The sequence below is a fragment of the Xanthobacter versatilis genome, from assembly GCF_043193975.1.
GTDB lineage: Bacteria > Pseudomonadota > Alphaproteobacteria > Rhizobiales > Xanthobacteraceae > Xanthobacter > Xanthobacter autotrophicus_E.
Genome location: NZ_JBAFVB010000001.1, coordinates 561508 through 579204, shown reverse-complemented (window position 1 = coordinate 579204; position 17697 = coordinate 561508). Strand labels below are relative to the sequence as shown.

Genomic DNA, 17697 nt, shown 5'->3' with positions numbered 1-17697 from the left:
AATCAGGCCTTGCGAGAGTTTGCCCGTGACCCAGTTGACCGATCCGCGCCGGCGCCCGGCTGAGCCGGCGCCCGAGCGTCCCGCCCCCCGTGCGGGCGGCATCGCCGCGCGGGCCACCGCCATCTCCGCCGCTCCGCCCGCCCCGGATTATCTCAACGGCCTCAATCCCGAGCAGCGCGAAGCCGTCGAGACCCTGGACGGCCCCCTTCTGGTCCTCGCCGGAGCCGGCACCGGCAAGACGCGGGTGCTCACCGCCCGCGTCGCCCACATCCTCTCTCAGGGCCGCGCCTACCCCTCCCAGATCCTGGTGGTGACCTTCACCAACAAGGCCGCGCGGGAGATGAAGGACCGCATCCACGCCATGGTGGGCGACCAGATCGAGGGCATGCCCTGGCTCGGCACCTTCCACTCCATCGGCGTGCGCATCCTGCGGCGCCACCACGAACTGGTGGGGCTGAAATCCGGCTTCACCATCCTCGACACCGACGACCAGATCCGCCTGCTCAAGCAATTGCTCGCCGCCGAGAACATCGACGAGAAGCGCTGGCCGGCCCGGCTCCTGGCCTCCACCATCGACAGCTGGAAGAACCGCGGCCTGTCGCCGAAAGACGTGCCGCCCGGCGAGGGCGCGGTCTTCGCCAATGGGCGGGGCGGCACCCTCTATGCCGCCTATCAGGCGCGGCTGAAGGCGCTGAACGCGGTGGATTTCGGCGACCTGCTGCTGGAGGGCATCCGCCTGTTCCGCGAGAATCCCGACGTGCTCGCGGAATATCACAAGCGCTTCAAGTACCTGCTGGTGGACGAGTATCAAGATACCAACGTGGCCCAGTATCTGTGGCTGCGCCTGCTCGCCCAGGGCTCCAAGAATGTGTGCTGCGTGGGCGACGACGACCAGTCCATCTATGGCTGGCGCGGCGCCGAGGTGGATAACATCCTCAGGTTCGAGAGCGACTTTCCCGGCGCCAAGGTGATCCGGCTGGAGCGCAACTACCGCTCCACCGGCCACATCCTCGCCTCCGCCGCCCACCTCATCGCCCACAACGAGGGCCGGCTGGGCAAGACCCTGTTCTCCGAGGGCGAGGACGGCGAGCAGGTCACCGTCACCGGAGCGTGGGATTCGGGCGAGGAAGCCCGCGCCGTCGGCGAGGAGATCGAGGCGCTGCAACGCGCCGGGCATAAATTGTCCGAGATCGCCATCCTCGTGCGCGCCTCGTTCCAGATGCGCGAGTTCGAGGATCGTTTCGTGACGCTGGGCCTGCCGTACCGCGTCATCGGCGGCCCGCGCTTTTACGAGCGGGCGGAAATCCGCGATGCGCTGGCCTATCTGCGCTGCGTGAATTCGTCCGCCGACGACCTCGCCTTCGAGCGCATCGTCAACGTGCCCAAGCGCGGCATCGGCGACGCCACGGTCAAGCAGATCCATGATGTGGCCCGCGCCGTCGGCCTGCCGCTTCAGGAGGCCACCCGCGTCCTGATCGAGAGCGAGGAGCTGAAGCCCAAGGTGCGCGCCACCCTGCGCGGCGTCGTGGAGGCGTTCGGACGCTGGCGCGAGCAGGCGCGCGTGCTGTCCCACACCGAGCTGGCCGAGATCGTGCTGGACGAGAGCGGCTACACGGAGATGTGGCAGAAGGACCGCTCGGCAGAAGCCGCCGGGCGGCTGGAGAACCTGAAGGAGCTGGTGCGCTCCATGGAGCCGTTCGAGAACCTCGCCGGCTTCCTCGAGCACATCTCCCTCGTCATGGACACCGACAACGGCGCTGGCGAGGATGCGGTGCAGATCATGACCCTGCATTCCGCCAAGGGGCTGGAATTCGACACCGTCTTCCTGCCCGGCTGGGAGGAGGGCCTGTTTCCCCACCAGCGCGCGCTGGACGAGCAGGGCAAGGCGGGGCTCGAGGAAGAGCGCCGCCTCGCCTATGTGGGCATCACCCGGGCCCGGGCCTCGGCGCGGATCTTCGTCGCCTCCAACCGGCGCATCCACGGCATGTGGAACTCCACCGTCCCCTCCCGCTTCCTCGACGAGTTGCCCGATGCCCATGTGCGGGTGGAGGAAAGCCGCGGCGGCGCGGGCTGGGGCGGGTCGAGCTATGGCGGCGGCAGCTATGGGCAGAGCCGCTTCGACCGGGCCGAGCCGTTTTCCGCCTCTTCCTATTCCACCCCCGGCTGGCAGCGGGCGCAGGCCAACCGTGGCCGCACCGACCAGGGCAGCTTCGCAGGCGCTTCTTCGGGTTCTTCCCGCAGCGGCTTCTCCGAACGGGGCGGACGCTATGATGCGGGCGGCTCCGCCCGGCGCGGTCCCATGGTGATCGAGGGCACGCTGGTGGCCACCTCCGCCGGCCCGGCATCGGCCTTCCACACCGGCGAGCGGGTGTTCCACATCAAGTTCGGCTATGGCGAGGTGACCGGCATCGACGGCAACAAGCTGACGGTGCAGTTCGACAAGGCCGGCGAGAAGCGGGTGCTGGAAACGTTCGTCGACAAGGTGTGAGCACCCATGACCGGCGGCGGTGGCCTCAGCGCCGCCCGCCTGGCTCGCGCCAAGCGCGCGGGTGCCGGCCCGACTGGCAGCCCAACCGCCGGGCCAACTTGCCGCATCTCCTGTTTTCTTCCGCCCGCCGCCTGCTAGGATCGCGGCCGGCCTGCAATTCTGCGGGTGCAGCGATCCATCATGGCCGGCTTCAACGTCTTCCTGCTCGTCATCGAGATGGCGGTGTTTTTCACCGCCATGCTGGCCCTGTTTCGCCTGCGCGAGACGCTGGGGCTGGGGGTCTTCTTCTGCGCCCTGGGCAGCTTCCATTTCATGGAGACCTACCTGGCGGCCGCCTATTATGTGCAGCTGCCCTTCGGCATCTCCCTGTCGCCGGGGTCGGTGGTGCTGTTCTCCGGCAAGCTGGCGCTGATCCTGCTCATCTATATCCGCGAGGACGCCCTCGTCGCCCGTCAGCCGATCTACGGGCTGATCATCGGCAACATCCTCCTGATCGGCCTCGTCGCCCTGCTGCGCCAGCATGATGCGGTGGCGTCGCCCGGCGTGCCGGCCGACCTGTCCTTCATGGATGCCATGGGCCTGCTGATGATGTGGGGCACGCTGCTGCTCTTCATTGATTCCATCGCCATGATCCTGATCTACGAGCGCATCGCGCGACCGCTGCGGCGCAGGCCGGTTCTCGCCATCTGGATCACGCTGGCGCTGGTTCTCACCTTCGACCAGGTCGCGTTCTTCGGTGTGCTCTCCCTCGCCATGGGCGTGCCGCTCACGGCGGGGATCGGCGGCTGGCTGGGCAAGGTGGTGGCGGCGGGGGTCTATGCCGCCATGCTCGGCCAGTACCTCGCCCGCTTCGAATTGGCCGGCAACACACCGCGCCGGACCATCACCGACGTGTTCCACGCCCTCACCTACCGCCAGCGCTACGAGGATCTGAAGCAGGAATCCCGCCGCGACCCCCTCACCAACGTGCTGCATCGCGGCCAGCTGGAGCCGCTGGGCCGCGACCTACTCGCCGTGGCGCGCACCACCGGGCGGCCGGTGAGCCTGCTGCTCATCGACGTGGACGATTTCAAGGACGTGAACGACCAGTTGGGACACCCCACCGGCGACGAAGTGCTGCGCCGCCTCGCCCGCGGCCTGACCGAGAGCCTGCGGCAGGCAGATCACGTGGTGCGCTATGGCGGCGACGAGTTCGCCGTCTTCGCCCCTGGCGTGGGCAATGCGGGGGCCTTGTCGCTCGCGGCCCAGCTGGGCCGGCGCGTCGGCGCCATGACGCTGCCCCCGGGGGTAGCGCGGCAGACCCTCTCCATCGGCATCGCCAGCGCTCCCGAGGACGGCAGCACCTTGACGGAGCTGCTGGATGCGGCCGACAAGCGCCTCTACGCGGCGAAGGCGGCCGGGCGGAACCGCGCAGCGGGCGGACCCGAAGCCGACGCCCTCAAGATGAACGGATGATTGCGCCCCCCATGCTCGAAGGCCTCCCCCCCAACGACGCCACCCATGTGATGCGGGTGGAAGCGCCCCGCGTCGCCGCCCAGCGCATCTCCGACATGATTTCCGAGACGTTCGATCCCGCCGAGGTGGCGGTGGCCAATTTCGAGCGCACGGACAATGACTGGGTGGTGGAAGTCTATGCCGGCGCAGCCTTCGACCCCGAACGGCTGCGGGAGATGGTGGAGATCGCCGCCGGGCCGGAGATCGCCAGCACGGTCACCTTCGGCGACGTGGAGGAGAAGGACTGGGTGGCGGCGAGCCTGGAAGGCCTCGCGCCGGTGCGCGTGGGCACCTTCGTCGTCCATGGCGGCCATGATCGCGGGCGCGTGGGGCCGAACCTCATCGGTATCGAGATCGAGGCGGCACTCGCATTCGGTACCGGTCATCACGGCACCACCCAGGGCTGCCTCCACGCCATCACCGATGCCGCGCGGCGCGGCGCTCCGCGGCGCGTGCTCGACGTGGGAACGGGCACCGGCGTGCTGGCCATCGCGGCGGACCGGCTGTTTCATACCCATGTGGTGGGCAGCGACATCGACGCCATCGCCGTGCGCACCGCCCGCGCCAACGCCAAGGCCAACAAGGCGCCGGCCGTGCAGATGATCCATGCGGCCGGGGCCGGGGCGCGCGTGCTGCGGGTGGGCGGTCCCTACGACCTTATCCTCGCCAACATCCTCCTGCCGCCGCTGAAGCGGCTGGCGCGCCCACTGCGCCGGCTGCTGGCGCCGGGCGGCCGTATCGTGCTGTCGGGATTGTTGTCGGCGCAGGTGCCGGCGGCGCTCGCGGCCTATCGCGCCCAGGGGCTTCGCCTGGTGTCGCAGCGCCATATCGAAGGCTGGGCGACGCTCACCCTCGCCGCGGATGCGGGGCGGCCCCTGCGCTGAAGACCGGACGGCCAAATGCAAAAGCCGCCCGCGCCGAACAGGTGCGAGCGGTCAATCCGGCAGCGGTGACCATATTGAATAAAGACGAGAAGGCAGCGCGTGTGCCGCCCGGATTGCGTGGCAACCGGGGCGGCAAAGCGCTTGCTTACATTTAACAGCAGATCGCGATGCGATCCGCCGACAACATCTCAGACGACGGCGTCTCAGGCGACGGGATCGCGGCCGTGGATCTGGACGTAGCGTGCGTATTCAAGCTCGGCCTGCTCCATGCGGGCCGCGATGACGGCTTCGAGGAAGCGGGCGAAAAAGCCCTTCTTTGCAGAAGGAGCAGCCTTGGAAGTGCGGACGAACTTGTCGGTATAGGTGACGGCGCTCATAGAGGCCTCCTGCAAATGGGCTCTGTTGCCCTTTTGCAGTGCAATATATCCCCCGGCGCAGTGCAGCAGAACTCATCAACCGGCATGCCTGCCCTGCGCCAAGCGCAAGGAAAGAGATTTGCCTGGGAAGGCGATCGACGACCCCAGCGCGGGCCGGGGCCGCCGGGTTCAGTAGCGCGCCGGCATGGTCACCTGGCGGCCGAGGCCCTCGGGCGGCGGCAGGGCGGCGTGCGCGGCGCGCATGGTGGCGATCCGCTCCAACACGTCATCGGGGAACGGCGCCACATGGCGGGTGCGCAGGTCCACGTGCAGCACCATCTGCTCGGTCGTGGCAGAGACCCAGCCTTCCGAGGCATGATGCAGCGTCTGGAACAGGTGCAGGCGCTTCTCGTCATAATCCACGAGGCGCAGCGTCACCCGCACGGGCGAATGGGGCGCCAGCTCCTTCAGGTAGCGGATATGGCTTTCCGCGGTGAAGAAGGACGCACCGCGCTTGGCGGCATAGGTCGGGCCGAGACCCAGAAGGCACAGCGCCTCGTCCACGGCACGATCGAAAATAAGGGTGTAGTAGGCCACATTCAGATGGCCGTTATAATCGATCCACTCCCCCTCCACCTTCATGGCGGAGGACACGAACGGAGCGAAAAACACGGGCTCAAAGTCGATCCGGTCAAGCATGGCCGCCTCGCTTCATCTGCATTAATGTGCCGCTGATGAACACACTGTGACGCGATAAAAGGCATTCGTCACGCCCCAAAACGGGACGAAAACCGAATCACAAAAGTCACTGTCAAGTTCAATGTGGCTCAGAACGAGCCATTTCTGGGGATGACTCCAAGGCCCCTGCCCGGCCCATGGCCGGCGGGCGAGAGGCAAAGTTAAGGAATCGTAAATGGTTGTTGCAGCCGCGAAATCCGAGCTCACGCTTCTCGAGAGAAGCTTCGCCGTCATCGAACGGCTGAAGGCCGAACTGGATCACAAGGTCGTGACCGGCCTCGCTGTCCGGGAACAACACGCTAACGTTACCACCTACCTGCCCAACGAGCCGCCAGATGCGGTGGTTTTCGCCGAATGCACACAGGATGTGCAGGCCGTGGTGAGGGCGTGCGCGGACTATGAGGTGCCGGTGATCGCGTGGGGTGCTGGCACCTCGCTGGAAGGCCACGTGAACGCGCCCTTTGGCGGCATCTGCGTGGACCTGTCGCGCATGAACCGCATCCTCGCCGTGAACACGGAAGACCTCGACTGCGTGGTCGAGCCCGGCGTCACCCGCAAGCGGCTCAACGAGGAGCTGCGCGACCAGGGCCTGTTCTTCCCATTGGATCCCGGCGCCGACGCCTCCATCGGCGGCATGGCGTCCACTCGCTGCTCGGGCACCAATGCGGTGCGCTACGGCACCATGAAGGACAATGTGCTCTCCCTGAAGGTGGTGACCCCCACCGGCGAGGTCATCACCACCGCCACGCGCGCCCGCAAGTCCTCCGCTGGCTACGACCTCACCCGCCTCTATGTGGGCGCCGAGGGCACGCTGGGCATCATCGTGGAGATCACGCTGAAGCTGTATGGCATTCCGGAGGCGGTCTCCGCCGCGGTCTGCCCGTTCCCCAGCGTGGAGGCGGCCTGCAACACGGTCATCGCCACCATCCAGAGCGGCATTCCGGTGGCGCGCATCGAGCTACTGGACGAGGTGCAGGTGAAGGCCTCCAACGCCTACGCCAAGCTCGCCCTCGCCGAGACCCCCACCCTGTTCCTGGAATTCCACGGCACCGAAACCAGCGTCCACGAGCAGGCCGACCGCTTCGGCGAACTGGCGGCCGAATTCGGTGGCGGTCCATCGGTGTTCGCGGTGAAGCCGGAGGAGCGCACCAAGCTGTGGCAGGCCCGGCATGACGCCTATTGGTCCGTGCTGCCCCTACGGCCGGGCGCCAAGGCGGTGGCCACCGACGTGTGCGTGCCCATCTCGCGGCTGGCCGAATGCGTCATGGAGACCAAGCGCGACATCGATGAGATGGGCCTCGTCGCCCCCATCGTCGGCCATGTGGGCGACGGCAACTTCCACACCACGCTCATGGTGGACGTGGACGACCCCGAGGATTTCGCCAAGGCCAAGCTCTATATGAAGAGGCTGGTGGAACGCGCCCTCGCCATGGGCGGCACCTCCACCGGCGAGCATGGCATCGGCCAGGGCAAGATGAAATACATGCTGCCCGAGCATGGCGAGGAAGCGCTGGAGATCATGCGCTCCATCAAGCGCGCCATGGATCCTAAAAACATCATGAATCCGGGCAAGATTGTCGCGATCTGATCGCATTCCCTGCGCATAGGGAACAGGTTCCCCCCATGAGGGGGACCTTTGGGGGAGACACGCGTGCAGGGGATATTGATCAGCCTCGCCACGGCGGTGATCCTGGCCATCGGCGGGGCGTTCGCAGCCCCGTTCGTGGTGGACTGGAACGCCTGGCGCGGAACGTTCGAAACGCAGATCAGCCAGGCGCTCGGCGTTCCGGTGGTCATCCGCGGCCCCATCGACGCCGAGATCCTGCCTGCCCCGCGCATCCTGCTGCGCGATGTCACCCTCGGCGACGTGGTCTCCACCGGCGGCACGGTGAAGGCGCTCCGGGCCGAACTCTCCCTCGGCGCCCTGCTGCGGGGCGATATGGAGGCCACCGGCGTCAGCCTGGACCGGCCGCAGATTCGCCTCGTCATCGACAGCGCCGGGCGACTCGCCCTGCCCACCGGGGCCCAGCGCCCCGCCGCCCTTTCCATCGCCCGGCTCGAGGTGAAGGACGGCACCCTCGACATCCTCGACCGCGCCTCCGACCGCACCCAGACCCTGGACGGCCTCAACCTCAAGGGCGAGGCGCGCTCGCTTTCCGGCCCCTTCCGCCTCGACGGCGAGGTGGAAGCCCAGGGCGCGCGCTTTGCCATCCGCTCCACCCTCGGCAAGATCGGCGATGACGGCACCGGCCGCCTGCGCCTGGTGCTGGACGGCCGCAACCGGCCCTACGCCCTCGATCTCGACGGCGGCCTCGCGTTTGCCGGCGCCAAGCCGAAATTCGACGGCCGCGCCACCCTCTCGCGCCACGGCGGCGAGGGGCTGGAAGCCTGGCAGCTCTCCGGCACGCTCAAGGCCAGCCCCGACGCTGTGCTGGCAGACAGTCTGGACCTCGCCCTGGGCGGGGCGCAGACGCCGGCCCAGCTCTCCGGTTCCGCCCGCCTCGCGCTCGGACGAGCGGTGGGCCTCGACGCCGTGCTCAACGCCCGCAGCCTCGACCTCGACGCCCTGCGCGCCGCCACCGACGGCACGCCGAACACGGCAAAGGACAAGGCGACGGCGGACCAGAACCCCGCCGCTGCTCTGGCGCGCTTCCTCTCCGGCGTGGCGGCCCTGCCGTCGCCGGACATCGCCTCCCGCGTCGGCCTGTCGGTGGAGCAGCTCATGCTCGGCGGCACGCTGGTGCGCGACGTGCGCGCCGATATTTCCGGCTCCGCCGCCGGCTGGCGGGTGGACAATGCCGAGGCCCAGCTGCCCGGCAAGGCGGCGCTGCGCCTCTCCGGCAAGCCCACGAGCGGGCCCGGCGGCGGCGGCTTCGACGGCACCGTGACCTTCTCGGCGGACGACCCCGCCATCTTCCTGCGCTGGGCGGCGCCCACCGCCCCGCGCGACTATGTGGCGGCGGCGAAGGGCCCGGTGCGCATCACCGGCAAGGTGAATGCCGGACCGACGCGGATCGCGGTGGACGGGCTAGATGCCACCTTCGCTGCCAGCCGGGTGCGCGGCTCGGTGGTGGCGGCGCTCGATGCCGGCGCCCCGCCCAAGCTCAACCTCAAGCTCTCCCTCGACGGCTTCGACCTCGACCCGCTGGTGGCCGCGCTCCAGACCGCTGCGGCTGCGGTGGGGGGCGGCGCCGACGGCACACTGGCGCTCGACGGGCGCAACCTGATGCTCTCCGGCCTGCCCCTGCGCGGCCTCACCCTTGATGCGGCGGCCACCGGCGGCAACTGGCGCCTGTCGCGCATCGTCATGGACGACCTTGCCGGCATCCGCCTCGAAGGCGCGGGCCGCATGGAGAATTTCTCCACCACGCCGCGTGGCGAGTTCAACTTCGCCTTGTCCGGCGCCAAGGCGGACGGGCTCGTGCCCCTCGCCCGCCTGGTGGCCGGCGAGCAGACGGCGCAGGTGCTGGCCACGCTCCAGCCCGTCGCCGCCCCGGTGAAGCTTGCCAGCACCGTGGTGTGGGGCGAGGCTGGCGGCCGCAACATCACGGTGGCCGGCACGCTCGGGCAGATCTCTGGAGATGTCACCTTCGCCCGCAACAATGCCGGCGTGCCCCTGCGCATTGCGCTCAAGGCCGATGCCGCGGACGGCGCGCGGGCGCTGGCGGCCTTCGGCGTGGAGGGCCTCGCCCCGCGCCTCGGCCCGGCCCATGCGGAGCTGTCCGTCTCCCCCCTCACCCAGGACGAGGCCCAGGTGCGCGGCCGGCTCACGCTCGCCGACATGACCGCCCAGGCCGAAGGCACCGCGCGCCTGTCCGGCGGCTCCATCGAGCCCAGCCTCGCGGTGCGGCTCGACGGCGGCGACCTCGGCCGCGTGCTGCCCCAGGCTTCGGCTGCGGTGGAAGGGCCGGTGCCATCGGCCCTCGCCTTCACCCTTGCCCGCACCGGCGGGATCTGGCGGCTCGATACCATCACCGGCTCGCTGGCCGCGGCGCCGGTTTCCGGCAACATGGAGTTCGAGCCCGGCCCGGTGCCGCGTATCGGCGGCAAGCTGGCGTTTGAGAGCCTCTCCCTGCCGCGCATCCTCGGCATGTTCGCCGCCCGCACCGGCACGGAGCCTGCGGGCGCCGGCGCCTGGAGCGCGGCGCGGCTGCAGCCCGCGGCGATCTCGGGCTATAGCCTCAATCTGGAGCTGACGGCTGCCCGCCTTGCGGTCATGGGTCCCTATGTTCTCGGCAACGGTCGCCTCGTGCTCGGCAGCGACGGCGCCGACCTCGACGTGCGCGATGTGGCCGGAAGCCTGGGCGGCGGACGCGCGGCGGCCAGCCTGCGCCTGCGCCGGCAGGGCGACGGCGTGCAGGCGGACGGCCGCCTGGTGCTGGAGCAGGTGGATGCGACGGCGCTGCTGGCACCCACCGGCGCGCGCGCAGCCCCCAAAGGCAAGGTCAACCTCCTGGTGGACCTGGGTGGATCCGGCCGCAGCGTGCTGGCCGTGGTGCAGAACCTCTCCGGCCAGGGGACGCTGGGGGTGCGCGACCTTGTCATTGATGGTGCCAGCCCCGCCGGCCTCGATCAGGCGCTGGCGGAAGCCGCCGGCCTGTCGCCGCCGCCCGACGAGCGGCGCGCGGCGCAGATGCTCGACCGCAGCCTCGCCAGGGGGCCGCTGCGCATCGGCTTCGTCGAGACCACGCTGGGCGTGGTGAACGGCGTTGCCCGCCTGTCCCCCGCCCGCGCCACCGCCGACGGCGTGCGCGTGGGCTTCAACGGCAGCTTCGATCTCGCCCGCCTCGCCTTGGACACCACCGTGGACCTGGAAGCCCCCGAAGGCGCCGGCGGCGCGCCGGGCGGCAGCATCGTCTGGCGCGGCCCGGTGACGGGTCCCGAACGGCGGGTAAGCGCCCCCGCCCTCACCAGCGTCATCGCCATGCGCGCCATCGAGCGCGAGACGCGACGCCTGGAGGAACGCCAGGGCCGCACCGGGCCCGAGGCCCCAGCCGGCACCGCGCCCCCGGTCGCGCCCCCGTCGGCCCAGCCCGTGGCGGCGCCGGCGCAGATCCCCGCGCCCGCCGCCATTGCCCCGGTCGCACCATCGGTGCAGCCGCAGCCCGTTCAGGCCCAACCCGCTCCGGCTCCCGCCGCCGCGAAACCCGCTGCGCCGGCCCAGACGAGCGCCCCGCCGCCGGCTCCGCGACCGGCGGCACCGGCCCCCGTCGCAACGGCGCCAGCAGCTCCTGCGCAGCCGGCGACGTCTCCTGTGCCGCAAGCCGTGCCGGCGGCACCTGCCCAGACGGCCGCGCCCCAGCCCACACCGATGCCCTCGTCGGCTCCGTTGCCGCAGGCCATCGAGAGGCGCGAAGCTCCACCGGTCGGCTTCGGCGCGCCCACGGCATCGGGTGCCGCCGGCACTGCGACGCCGGCCGAGTCTCAGGCTCAATCGAGCCCGTCCCGGCCCGAGGCCCGCGCCACACCGGAAGCCGCCGAGCGCCACACGCCCGTGGTGCGCCAGCCCGCGCCGCGCCGGACCGAGCGTGCGCAGCCCGAGCCGCCGCCACGCGTGTTCACCCCGCTTCCGCCGGAAACCACCCTGCCGCCCACCCGCGGCTTCGGCGACCTGCCGCGCCCGCCGGGCCTCGTGGGGGCGCAGTAGAAGCACCGAAAATCGCGAGGCTCGGCCGGCCGCGTCCGGACGCCACCAGCCGAGCCTCGCGTATTCCTTCAGCGTCGGTCGAAAACGAAGGCCGGCTTCAGCCGCCGGCGCGCACCAGCGTCAGAGCGGTGAAGGCGGCTTCGTCCTTCTCGCCCTGGATGGGGCCGTCCCGCGCGATCTCGCGCCATTGGGCCTGATCGAACGCAGGGAAGAAGACATCGCCATCAGGTGCCGCATGGACCTGCGTGAGATGCAGCGTGCGGGCGAGTGGCAGCGTGTCATGGAACAGGCGGGCGCCGCCGATGACCATGATCTCGTCCGCGCCCATGGCGTCCGCCGCCTCGTCGGCGAGGCGCAGTCCGTCCTCCAAGCTTGCCCCCTTCAGCACGCCTTCCGGCACCGTGAAGGCAGGATCGGTGCTGACCACCACGGACGTGCGCCCCGGCAACGGACGGCCGATGGACTCGTAGGTGCGCCGGCCCATGAGGAGCGGCTTGCCCCAGGTGAGCGCGCGGAAGCGCTTGAGGTCCGAGGGCAGGCGCCACGGCAGGCCGCCGTCGGTGCCGATCACCCCGTTCTGCGACACCGCGACCACGAGGGCCAAAGGATGGCGGGGCGGCTGGCCGGGGGTCATGGGGCGATCTCCATCATCGGTCGCTTTTCAGGGCGGCGAGGGCCGCATCGGCGGCGGCAAGGCCGCTGAGGTGGGCGCCGTGGCAGGTGGAAAAAGCCTCCCGCCCCAAGGCTTCCCCGGCAAAGAAGATGCGCTCGTCCAAAGGCTCGTGCAGCCGCGCGCGCAGCGCGGCATGGCCCGGCAGAGCGCAGGAATAGGCCCCGCCGATATAGGGCATGGCCGCCCAGCGGGTGACCAGGCTGCGTCGCACCTTCGTCTTGAGACCGGCGCCAAAGGCGGCGCCCAGCACATCGAGCGCGAAGGCCACAAGCGCGCCCTCCCCCTCCGCCGCGATGGCCTGCGCCTCCGGCCCCGCCACATGGACCAGAGCCGCCGGCGCACCGCCAGGCTTCAACAGGGCGGAGGCCCCGGCGCGGGCGGGATGGTCGAGGTCGATGGCGTCGCAGGCGGTGCGCTCGGGCACGCCGAACACATCCTCCTCGAACAGCAGCGCCACCTTCTCGGCAAAGCCCAGCGGCAGAGCCGCGAACGCCTCGGCAAGATCCGCCGGCAGCGCGGGCGCGAAGGCGAGGTGGCCGGAGGCGATCACCGCCGTCGACACGGCGACGATCACGGCGCGGCAGGTGAGAATGCCCTGCGCTGTCTCCAGCTTCAGGCGCGGGCCGGAACGGTCGATCCGGGCGACCGGGCAGTCGAGCGTCACCGGCAGGGCGCCCGCCGCAGCCAGCACCAGGGCGCCATAGCCGTCGAGCACCGGCCAGTTGTCGTCGGTGTCGTGATAAAGGGCGAAATCCACGCAGGAGATGGCGTCCGGCCCAGCTGCCGACATGAGTTCCAGCCAATGGCGCGCCAGCGGCCCGAAGCGGCCGGGTGGGCCCGCAGCCTCCGATGCCGGAATGTCCCGCCCCGCTTGCCCGGCGGCGATGATGGCCTCGAACACTTGGTCCACCTCGGCGTCCGCCTGCTCCCTTTCCTCGGGGCTGGCGAAGCGGGTGCCGAGATGCAGGCGGCGCGGGTTGGGATTATTCGCGCCCACCCGGAAGCCCAGTTTGGCGGCGAGGTCGGTGAAGGGGTTGGCCCACGCGTCGTGGAGCCAGTGACAGCCGAGGTCGAACGGCACGCCAAGGGTGGTGGTGTCGGTGGCGGCCCGTCCGCCGGGGGAGGAGGCGGCCTCAAGGATGCGGAACGGGATAGAGGCCCGACGCAGGCGTGTTCCGGCGGCAAGGCCGGCAGCTCCGGCCCCGATCACCACCACGTCGATGTCGACAGTCACAATGCCGTCCCGAAGGGCCGGCTACTTCTTGTTGCGGAAAACGTCGAGCTGCACCACCTGTGCGCCGCTCGCGGGCCGCTCGCCGGCCTCCTGGCCAGTATTCTGGCCGGTTGCGCCAGCTTCGCTCGCGGCGGTGGGCACGGCGCTCGCGAGCACCGGCTCGGATGCCGCACCCCGCGCGGGCCTGAGCGGCGCGGGCGCGTTGGCGGAACGGGGCGCCTCGAACGGCGAATCGTCGCTCTCCTCGGCCTCGCTCTCGTTGGCGGCCAGCTCGAACTGGAGGCCGAACTTCACGGACGGGTCGAAGAAGCCCTTGAGCGCGGAGAAGGGCACCAGCAGCCGCTCGGGAATGCCGCCGAAGGACAGGCCCACCTCGAAGGTGGTGTCGGTGACGATGAGGTCCCAGAACTGGTGCTGGAGGACGATGGTCATCTCCTCCGGATACTTCTCCAGCATGCGCTGGGAGAGCCGGACACCCGGCGCGCGGGTGTCGAAGGAAATGTAGAAATGGTGCTCGCCCGGCAGGCCTGTCTTGGCCACATCCAGGAGCACACGGCGCACCACGGAGCGCAAGGCTTCCTGGGCGAGAAGATCGTAGCGGATATGATCGACCGACATGAGCCCGCAGCACTTCCCCGTCCGGCCCGGTGATCCAGAAGCCTCCGGGCACCTTCCGGGGGGCCATACGGCCGCGCCGTATCCGGAGGGTCTGGCTGTGGAGCTTCCAACCTTCCCTCGTCCGGCCGGATGGAAGGGAAGTGGAGGCTTCTGTTGCCAGGTGCCTCCGAACCCCGCCTAGCCAGTGCTACCCGGTAGGACTTTGATTTCGATCGTCAAACCGCTCACGCGGCCTGAGCAACCGGAGCATAGTTGTCATTCGCAACTATCAGTTCGGCCCGATGACGGCGGAACCATGCCGAGCGAAAGTATGCCCTTTACACCCTCGTCGATCCTATTTCGCCCCCGCCGGAGCCCGCCTCCCTGAAGGGGAAGTTGGGCTTTGGTGGAGGCGCCGGGTACCGCCCCCGGGTCCGAAAGGCTTATTCCGACACCCATTTATCGCCGTATCCGACTTGCGTCGGCAGAACGAATATAGGCGTCGCCCGCCGGCGATGAAAGGGGCGCGTGCCACAAAGTCCGCCGCCATCCCCGACCCATTGTCGCGGCAGCCTAGGGCCTGGCGCAGTGACATCCGGCGAGGTGGTCGTCCACCAGCCCGCAGGCCTGCATGGCGGCATAGACGATGGTGGGACCGACGAACTTGAAGCCCAGTCCCTTCAACCGCTTGGACAAGGCGACGGACTGTGCCGTCTGCGCTGGCACGTCGGCGATGCGCTTCGGCCGGTTCACCCGCGTCTCGCCGTCCACCGCCTCCCACATCAGGTCGGAAAAGGCGATGCCCTTGTCCTGGAGGTCGAGATAGGCGCGGGCGGAGGCCACCGCCCCCTCCACCTTCGCACGGTTGCGCACAATGCCGGCGTCGGCCATGAGGGCCTCCACCTTGGCTGCGTCGTAGCGGGCCATCGTCTCAGGATCGAAGCCGTCGAAGGCCCGGCGGAAATTCTCCCGCTTCCGCAGGATGGTGATCCACGAGAGGCCGGCCTGGAATCCATCCAGCAGCAGCTTCTCGAACAGGGCGCGACTGTCGCGCTCGGGCACGCCCCATTCGTCGTCGTGATAGGCCATGTAGAACGGGTCGGTGCCGCACCAGAAGCAGCGCGCCCGCCCATCCCCGTGCTGGAGCAGCGGCGCGCGTTCCGCCTTTGCCGCCAGCTCGATCCCGTTCGCGCTTTCCGCCTTCGCGCTTGTAGCCTCCGGCGCACTCTTGTTCGCGTTTCCCGCCTTCGGCTCCGCCATCGCCCCTCTCAGCTTCCCTTGAACTTGCGGTCCAGCTCGCTCACCTTCTTTTCCCACTCCATGGAAAAGACGGCCCAGTCGGGACGGCGCAGCTCCACCGGAACCTCCCCGGCGAGCAGCGGCACGCCGTCGGTCTTGGCGTCGTTGGCGCGATCGAGTCGCACTGTGGCGATGCCGCGCCCGTCCGTCACCGACAGCACCTGCCCCACGCTCTTGTCGCCGGCGGTGATCTCCTGCCCGGTGGTGAGGGGGGTGTCGAACAGCACTTCCACCAGCCGGTTGCGGGGGGTGGAGCGATGCTCCATACGGCTCACCACCTCCTGGCCCACATAGCAGCCCTTCTTGAAGTCCACCCCGCCCAGCTGGTCCATATCGGCCTCGTGGGGGAAGGTGTCGCCATAGGTGAAATCGGGCCCGCCCTTGGGAATGCCGAGGGCGATGCGGTGCGCCTCATAGAGCGCAGGATCCGACGACAGGGCCTGCGCCGCCGTCAGCGGCAGCACCAGACGCTGGCCCAGGGCGGCAAGGCGCGGGTCGGGATAAAGCGCGCCCTCGGGCACCTCCGCCGCATCGCCGAACACAGCGGCGACGGCGAGATCATCCGCCTTGGTGAAGGTGACCTTCGCACGCAGGCGATGGAAGGTGAGGCGCTTCAGCAGGTCCTCGGCCCGCTCGGCGGGAACGTCGAACAGGAAGGCGTCGTCGCCTTCCGCGTAGAACAGGAAGTCGGAGATGATCTTGCCCTGCGGGGTCAAAAGCGCGCCGTAGCGCGCATCGCCCGTCGCCATGGTCTGCACGTTGCAGGTGATCACGCCATGGAGAAACTTGGAGGCTTCGGGGCCGGTGGCACGAATGAGCACACGATCGGTCAAATAAACGACGGGCATGGGGGCCGTCCTTGTCAGAAAAATAAAAACCAGATTTAAGGCCGCTTGCCTGTCCCCATCAAGAGCGAGCTTCCTCCCATGCCCGTGACTTTCGATCTGCTGCTCAAGGGCGGCGCGGTCGCGACCCCCGCCGGCATTGCCGTTGCGGACATCGGAGTGACAGGCGGACGCATCCGCGCCATCGGCTCGCTGGCCGCCGCAAGCGCGGGTGAGGTGGTGGACGCCACCGGCCTCCACATCCTGCCCGGCGTCATCGACACCCAGGTGCATTTCCGCGAGCCGGGGCTGGAGCAGAAGGAAGACCTTCAGACCGGGTCGCTGGCCGCCGTCATGGGCGGGGTGACCGGCGTGTTCGAGATGCCGAACACCATTCCCCAGACCACGACCGCCTCGGCGCTGGAAGACAAGATCGCGCGCGGCACCAACCGCATGCACTGCGACTTCGCCTTCTACGTGGGCGGCACCCATGACAACGTGAAGGACCTGCCCGAGCTGGAGCGCCTGCCCGGCGCTGCGGGCGTGAAGGTGTTCATCGGCTCGTCCACCGGCTCCCTGCTGGTGGCGGACGATGACGGGGTGCGCAACATCCTGAAAGTCATCCGCCGCCGCGCGGCCTTTCATTGCGAGGACGAGCCGCGCCTCCAGGAGCGCAAGAGCCTGCGCGTGCCCGGGGATGCCTCCTCCCACCCGGTGTGGCGCGATGAGATCGCGGCGCTGACCGCCACCCGACGCCTCGTCAACCTCGCCCGCGAGACCGGCGCGCGGGTGCATGTGCTGCACGTGACCTCGGCGGAGGAGATGGAATTCCTGGCCGATGCCCGCGACGTGGCCTCGGTGGAGGTGACGCCCCATCACCTCACCCTGGCGGCGCCGGACTGCTACGATCGCCTCGGCACGCTGGTGCAGATGAATCCTCCGGTGCGCGACGGCCGCCATCGCGATGCCCTGTGGGCGGCGCTCCAGAGCGGCGTGGTGGACGTGCTCGGCTCCGACCACGCGCCCCACACGCTGGAGGAGAAGGCAAAGCCCTATCCCGAAAGCCCCTCGGGCATGACCGGGGTGCAGACCCTGGTGCCGCTGATGCTGGACCATGTGGCCGCTGGACGGCTGACGCTGGAGCGCTTCGTGGACCTGTCCAGCGCCGGCCCCGCCCGGCTGTTCGGCATTGCCCGCAAGGGCCGCATCGTGGTGGGCTATGACGCCGACTTCACCGTGGTGGACCTGAAGCGCCGCGCCACCATCACGGCGGACTGGATCGCCTCGCGCTCCAAGTGGACGCCCTATGACGGCAAGGAAGTCACCGGCTGGCCCGTGGGCACCTTCGTGCGCGGCCGCAAGGTGATGTGGGAAGGCGAGCTCACCGGCCCCGCCTTCGGCGCTCCCATCGGCTTCCTGGAGACGCTCCAGCCGCAGGGCTGAGCCAAGGCGGTCCCCGAGCG

Annotated in this window: 13 protein-coding genes and 1 other RNA gene; 6 read left to right on the top strand and 8 right to left on the bottom strand. The window is 69.5% G+C overall.

Annotated elements, in window-relative coordinates; genetic code table 11:
• The first annotated feature begins 34 nt into the window (after positions 1-34).
• The 3 genes from V5F66_RS02535 to V5F66_RS02525 all read left to right on the top strand — a co-directional run bounded on the left by V5F66_RS02535 (position 35) and on the right by V5F66_RS02525 (position 4866).
• Positions 35-2488: an ATP-dependent helicase gene (locus V5F66_RS02535; RefSeq protein ID WP_394093291.1), complete on the top strand. Its 2454-nt coding sequence runs from the start codon at positions 35-37 to the stop codon at positions 2486-2488.
• Between the two features lie 180 nt (positions 2489-2668).
• Positions 2669-3943, top strand: coding sequence for a GGDEF domain-containing protein (locus tag V5F66_RS02530; protein ID WP_394050053.1), 1275 nt, complete (start codon positions 2669-2671; stop codon positions 3941-3943).
• A complete protein-coding gene (locus tag V5F66_RS02525; RefSeq protein ID WP_394001781.1) occupies positions 3940-4866 on the top strand; it encodes a 50S ribosomal protein L11 methyltransferase in 927 nt (308 codons plus the stop codon). The genes V5F66_RS02530 and V5F66_RS02525 overlap by 4 nt, the downstream gene beginning before the upstream one ends.
• Before the next feature lie 203 nt (positions 4867-5069).
• Here V5F66_RS02525 and V5F66_RS02520 read toward each other — a convergent pair whose 3' ends face one another.
• Positions 5070-5243 carry a hypothetical protein gene (locus V5F66_RS02520; protein ID WP_157048062.1) on the bottom strand — a complete coding sequence of 58 codons (174 nt, stop codon included), beginning with the start codon at positions 5241-5243 and terminating at the stop codon, positions 5070-5072.
• 168 nt (positions 5244-5411) lie between these two features.
• Positions 5412-5921: a thioesterase family protein gene (locus V5F66_RS02515; protein WP_012113444.1), complete on the bottom strand. Its 510-nt coding sequence runs from the start codon at positions 5919-5921 to the stop codon at positions 5412-5414.
• A gap of 214 nt (positions 5922-6135) precedes the next feature.
• On the opposite strand from V5F66_RS02515, the gene V5F66_RS02510 reads away from it, so the two are divergent.
• A complete protein-coding gene (locus V5F66_RS02510; RefSeq protein WP_394006648.1) occupies positions 6136-7548 on the top strand; it encodes an FAD-binding oxidoreductase in 1413 nt (470 codons plus the stop codon).
• Positions 7549-7611: 63 nt separating this feature from the next.
• Positions 7612-11607, top strand: a complete 3996-nt coding sequence (locus V5F66_RS02505; RefSeq protein ID WP_394093161.1) for an AsmA family protein — start codon at positions 7612-7614, stop codon at positions 11605-11607.
• A 97-nt stretch (positions 11608-11704) separates the two neighbouring features.
• Here V5F66_RS02505 and V5F66_RS02500 read toward each other — a convergent pair whose 3' ends face one another.
• The 6 genes from V5F66_RS02500 to ygfZ all read right to left on the bottom strand — a co-directional run bounded on the left by V5F66_RS02500 (position 11705) and on the right by ygfZ (position 16258).
• Positions 11705-12241 carry a dihydrofolate reductase gene (locus V5F66_RS02500; RefSeq protein WP_394093160.1) on the bottom strand — a complete coding sequence of 179 codons (537 nt, stop codon included), beginning with the start codon at positions 12239-12241 and terminating at the stop codon, positions 11705-11707.
• 13 nt (positions 12242-12254) lie between these two features.
• On the bottom strand, positions 12255-13514 hold the full coding sequence (locus V5F66_RS02495; RefSeq protein ID WP_394050057.1) for a flavin monoamine oxidase family protein: 1260 nt from the start codon (positions 13512-13514) through the stop codon (positions 12255-12257).
• A 21-nt stretch (positions 13515-13535) separates the two neighbouring features.
• A complete protein-coding gene (locus tag V5F66_RS02490; protein WP_012113439.1) occupies positions 13536-14132 on the bottom strand; it encodes an SspB family protein in 597 nt (198 codons plus the stop codon).
• Between the two features lie 139 nt (positions 14133-14271).
• Positions 14272-14636, bottom strand: a transfer-messenger RNA (tmRNA) gene (ssrA, locus tag V5F66_RS02485).
• A gap of 48 nt (positions 14637-14684) precedes the next feature.
• Entirely contained in the window at positions 14685-15371 is a 687-nt protein-coding gene (locus V5F66_RS02480; protein ID WP_394093159.1) for a DNA-3-methyladenine glycosylase I, read from the bottom strand.
• Positions 15372-15379: 8 nt separating this feature from the next.
• On the bottom strand, positions 15380-16258 hold the full coding sequence (gene ygfZ, locus V5F66_RS02475; protein WP_394093158.1) for a CAF17-like 4Fe-4S cluster assembly/insertion protein YgfZ: 879 nt from the start codon (positions 16256-16258) through the stop codon (positions 15380-15382).
• 78 nt (positions 16259-16336) lie between these two features.
• Between ygfZ and V5F66_RS02470 the strand changes: the two genes are divergently transcribed.
• Entirely contained in the window at positions 16337-17677 is a 1341-nt protein-coding gene (locus V5F66_RS02470; protein WP_394093157.1) for a dihydroorotase, read from the top strand.
• The last annotated feature ends 20 nt before the right edge of the window (positions 17678-17697 follow it).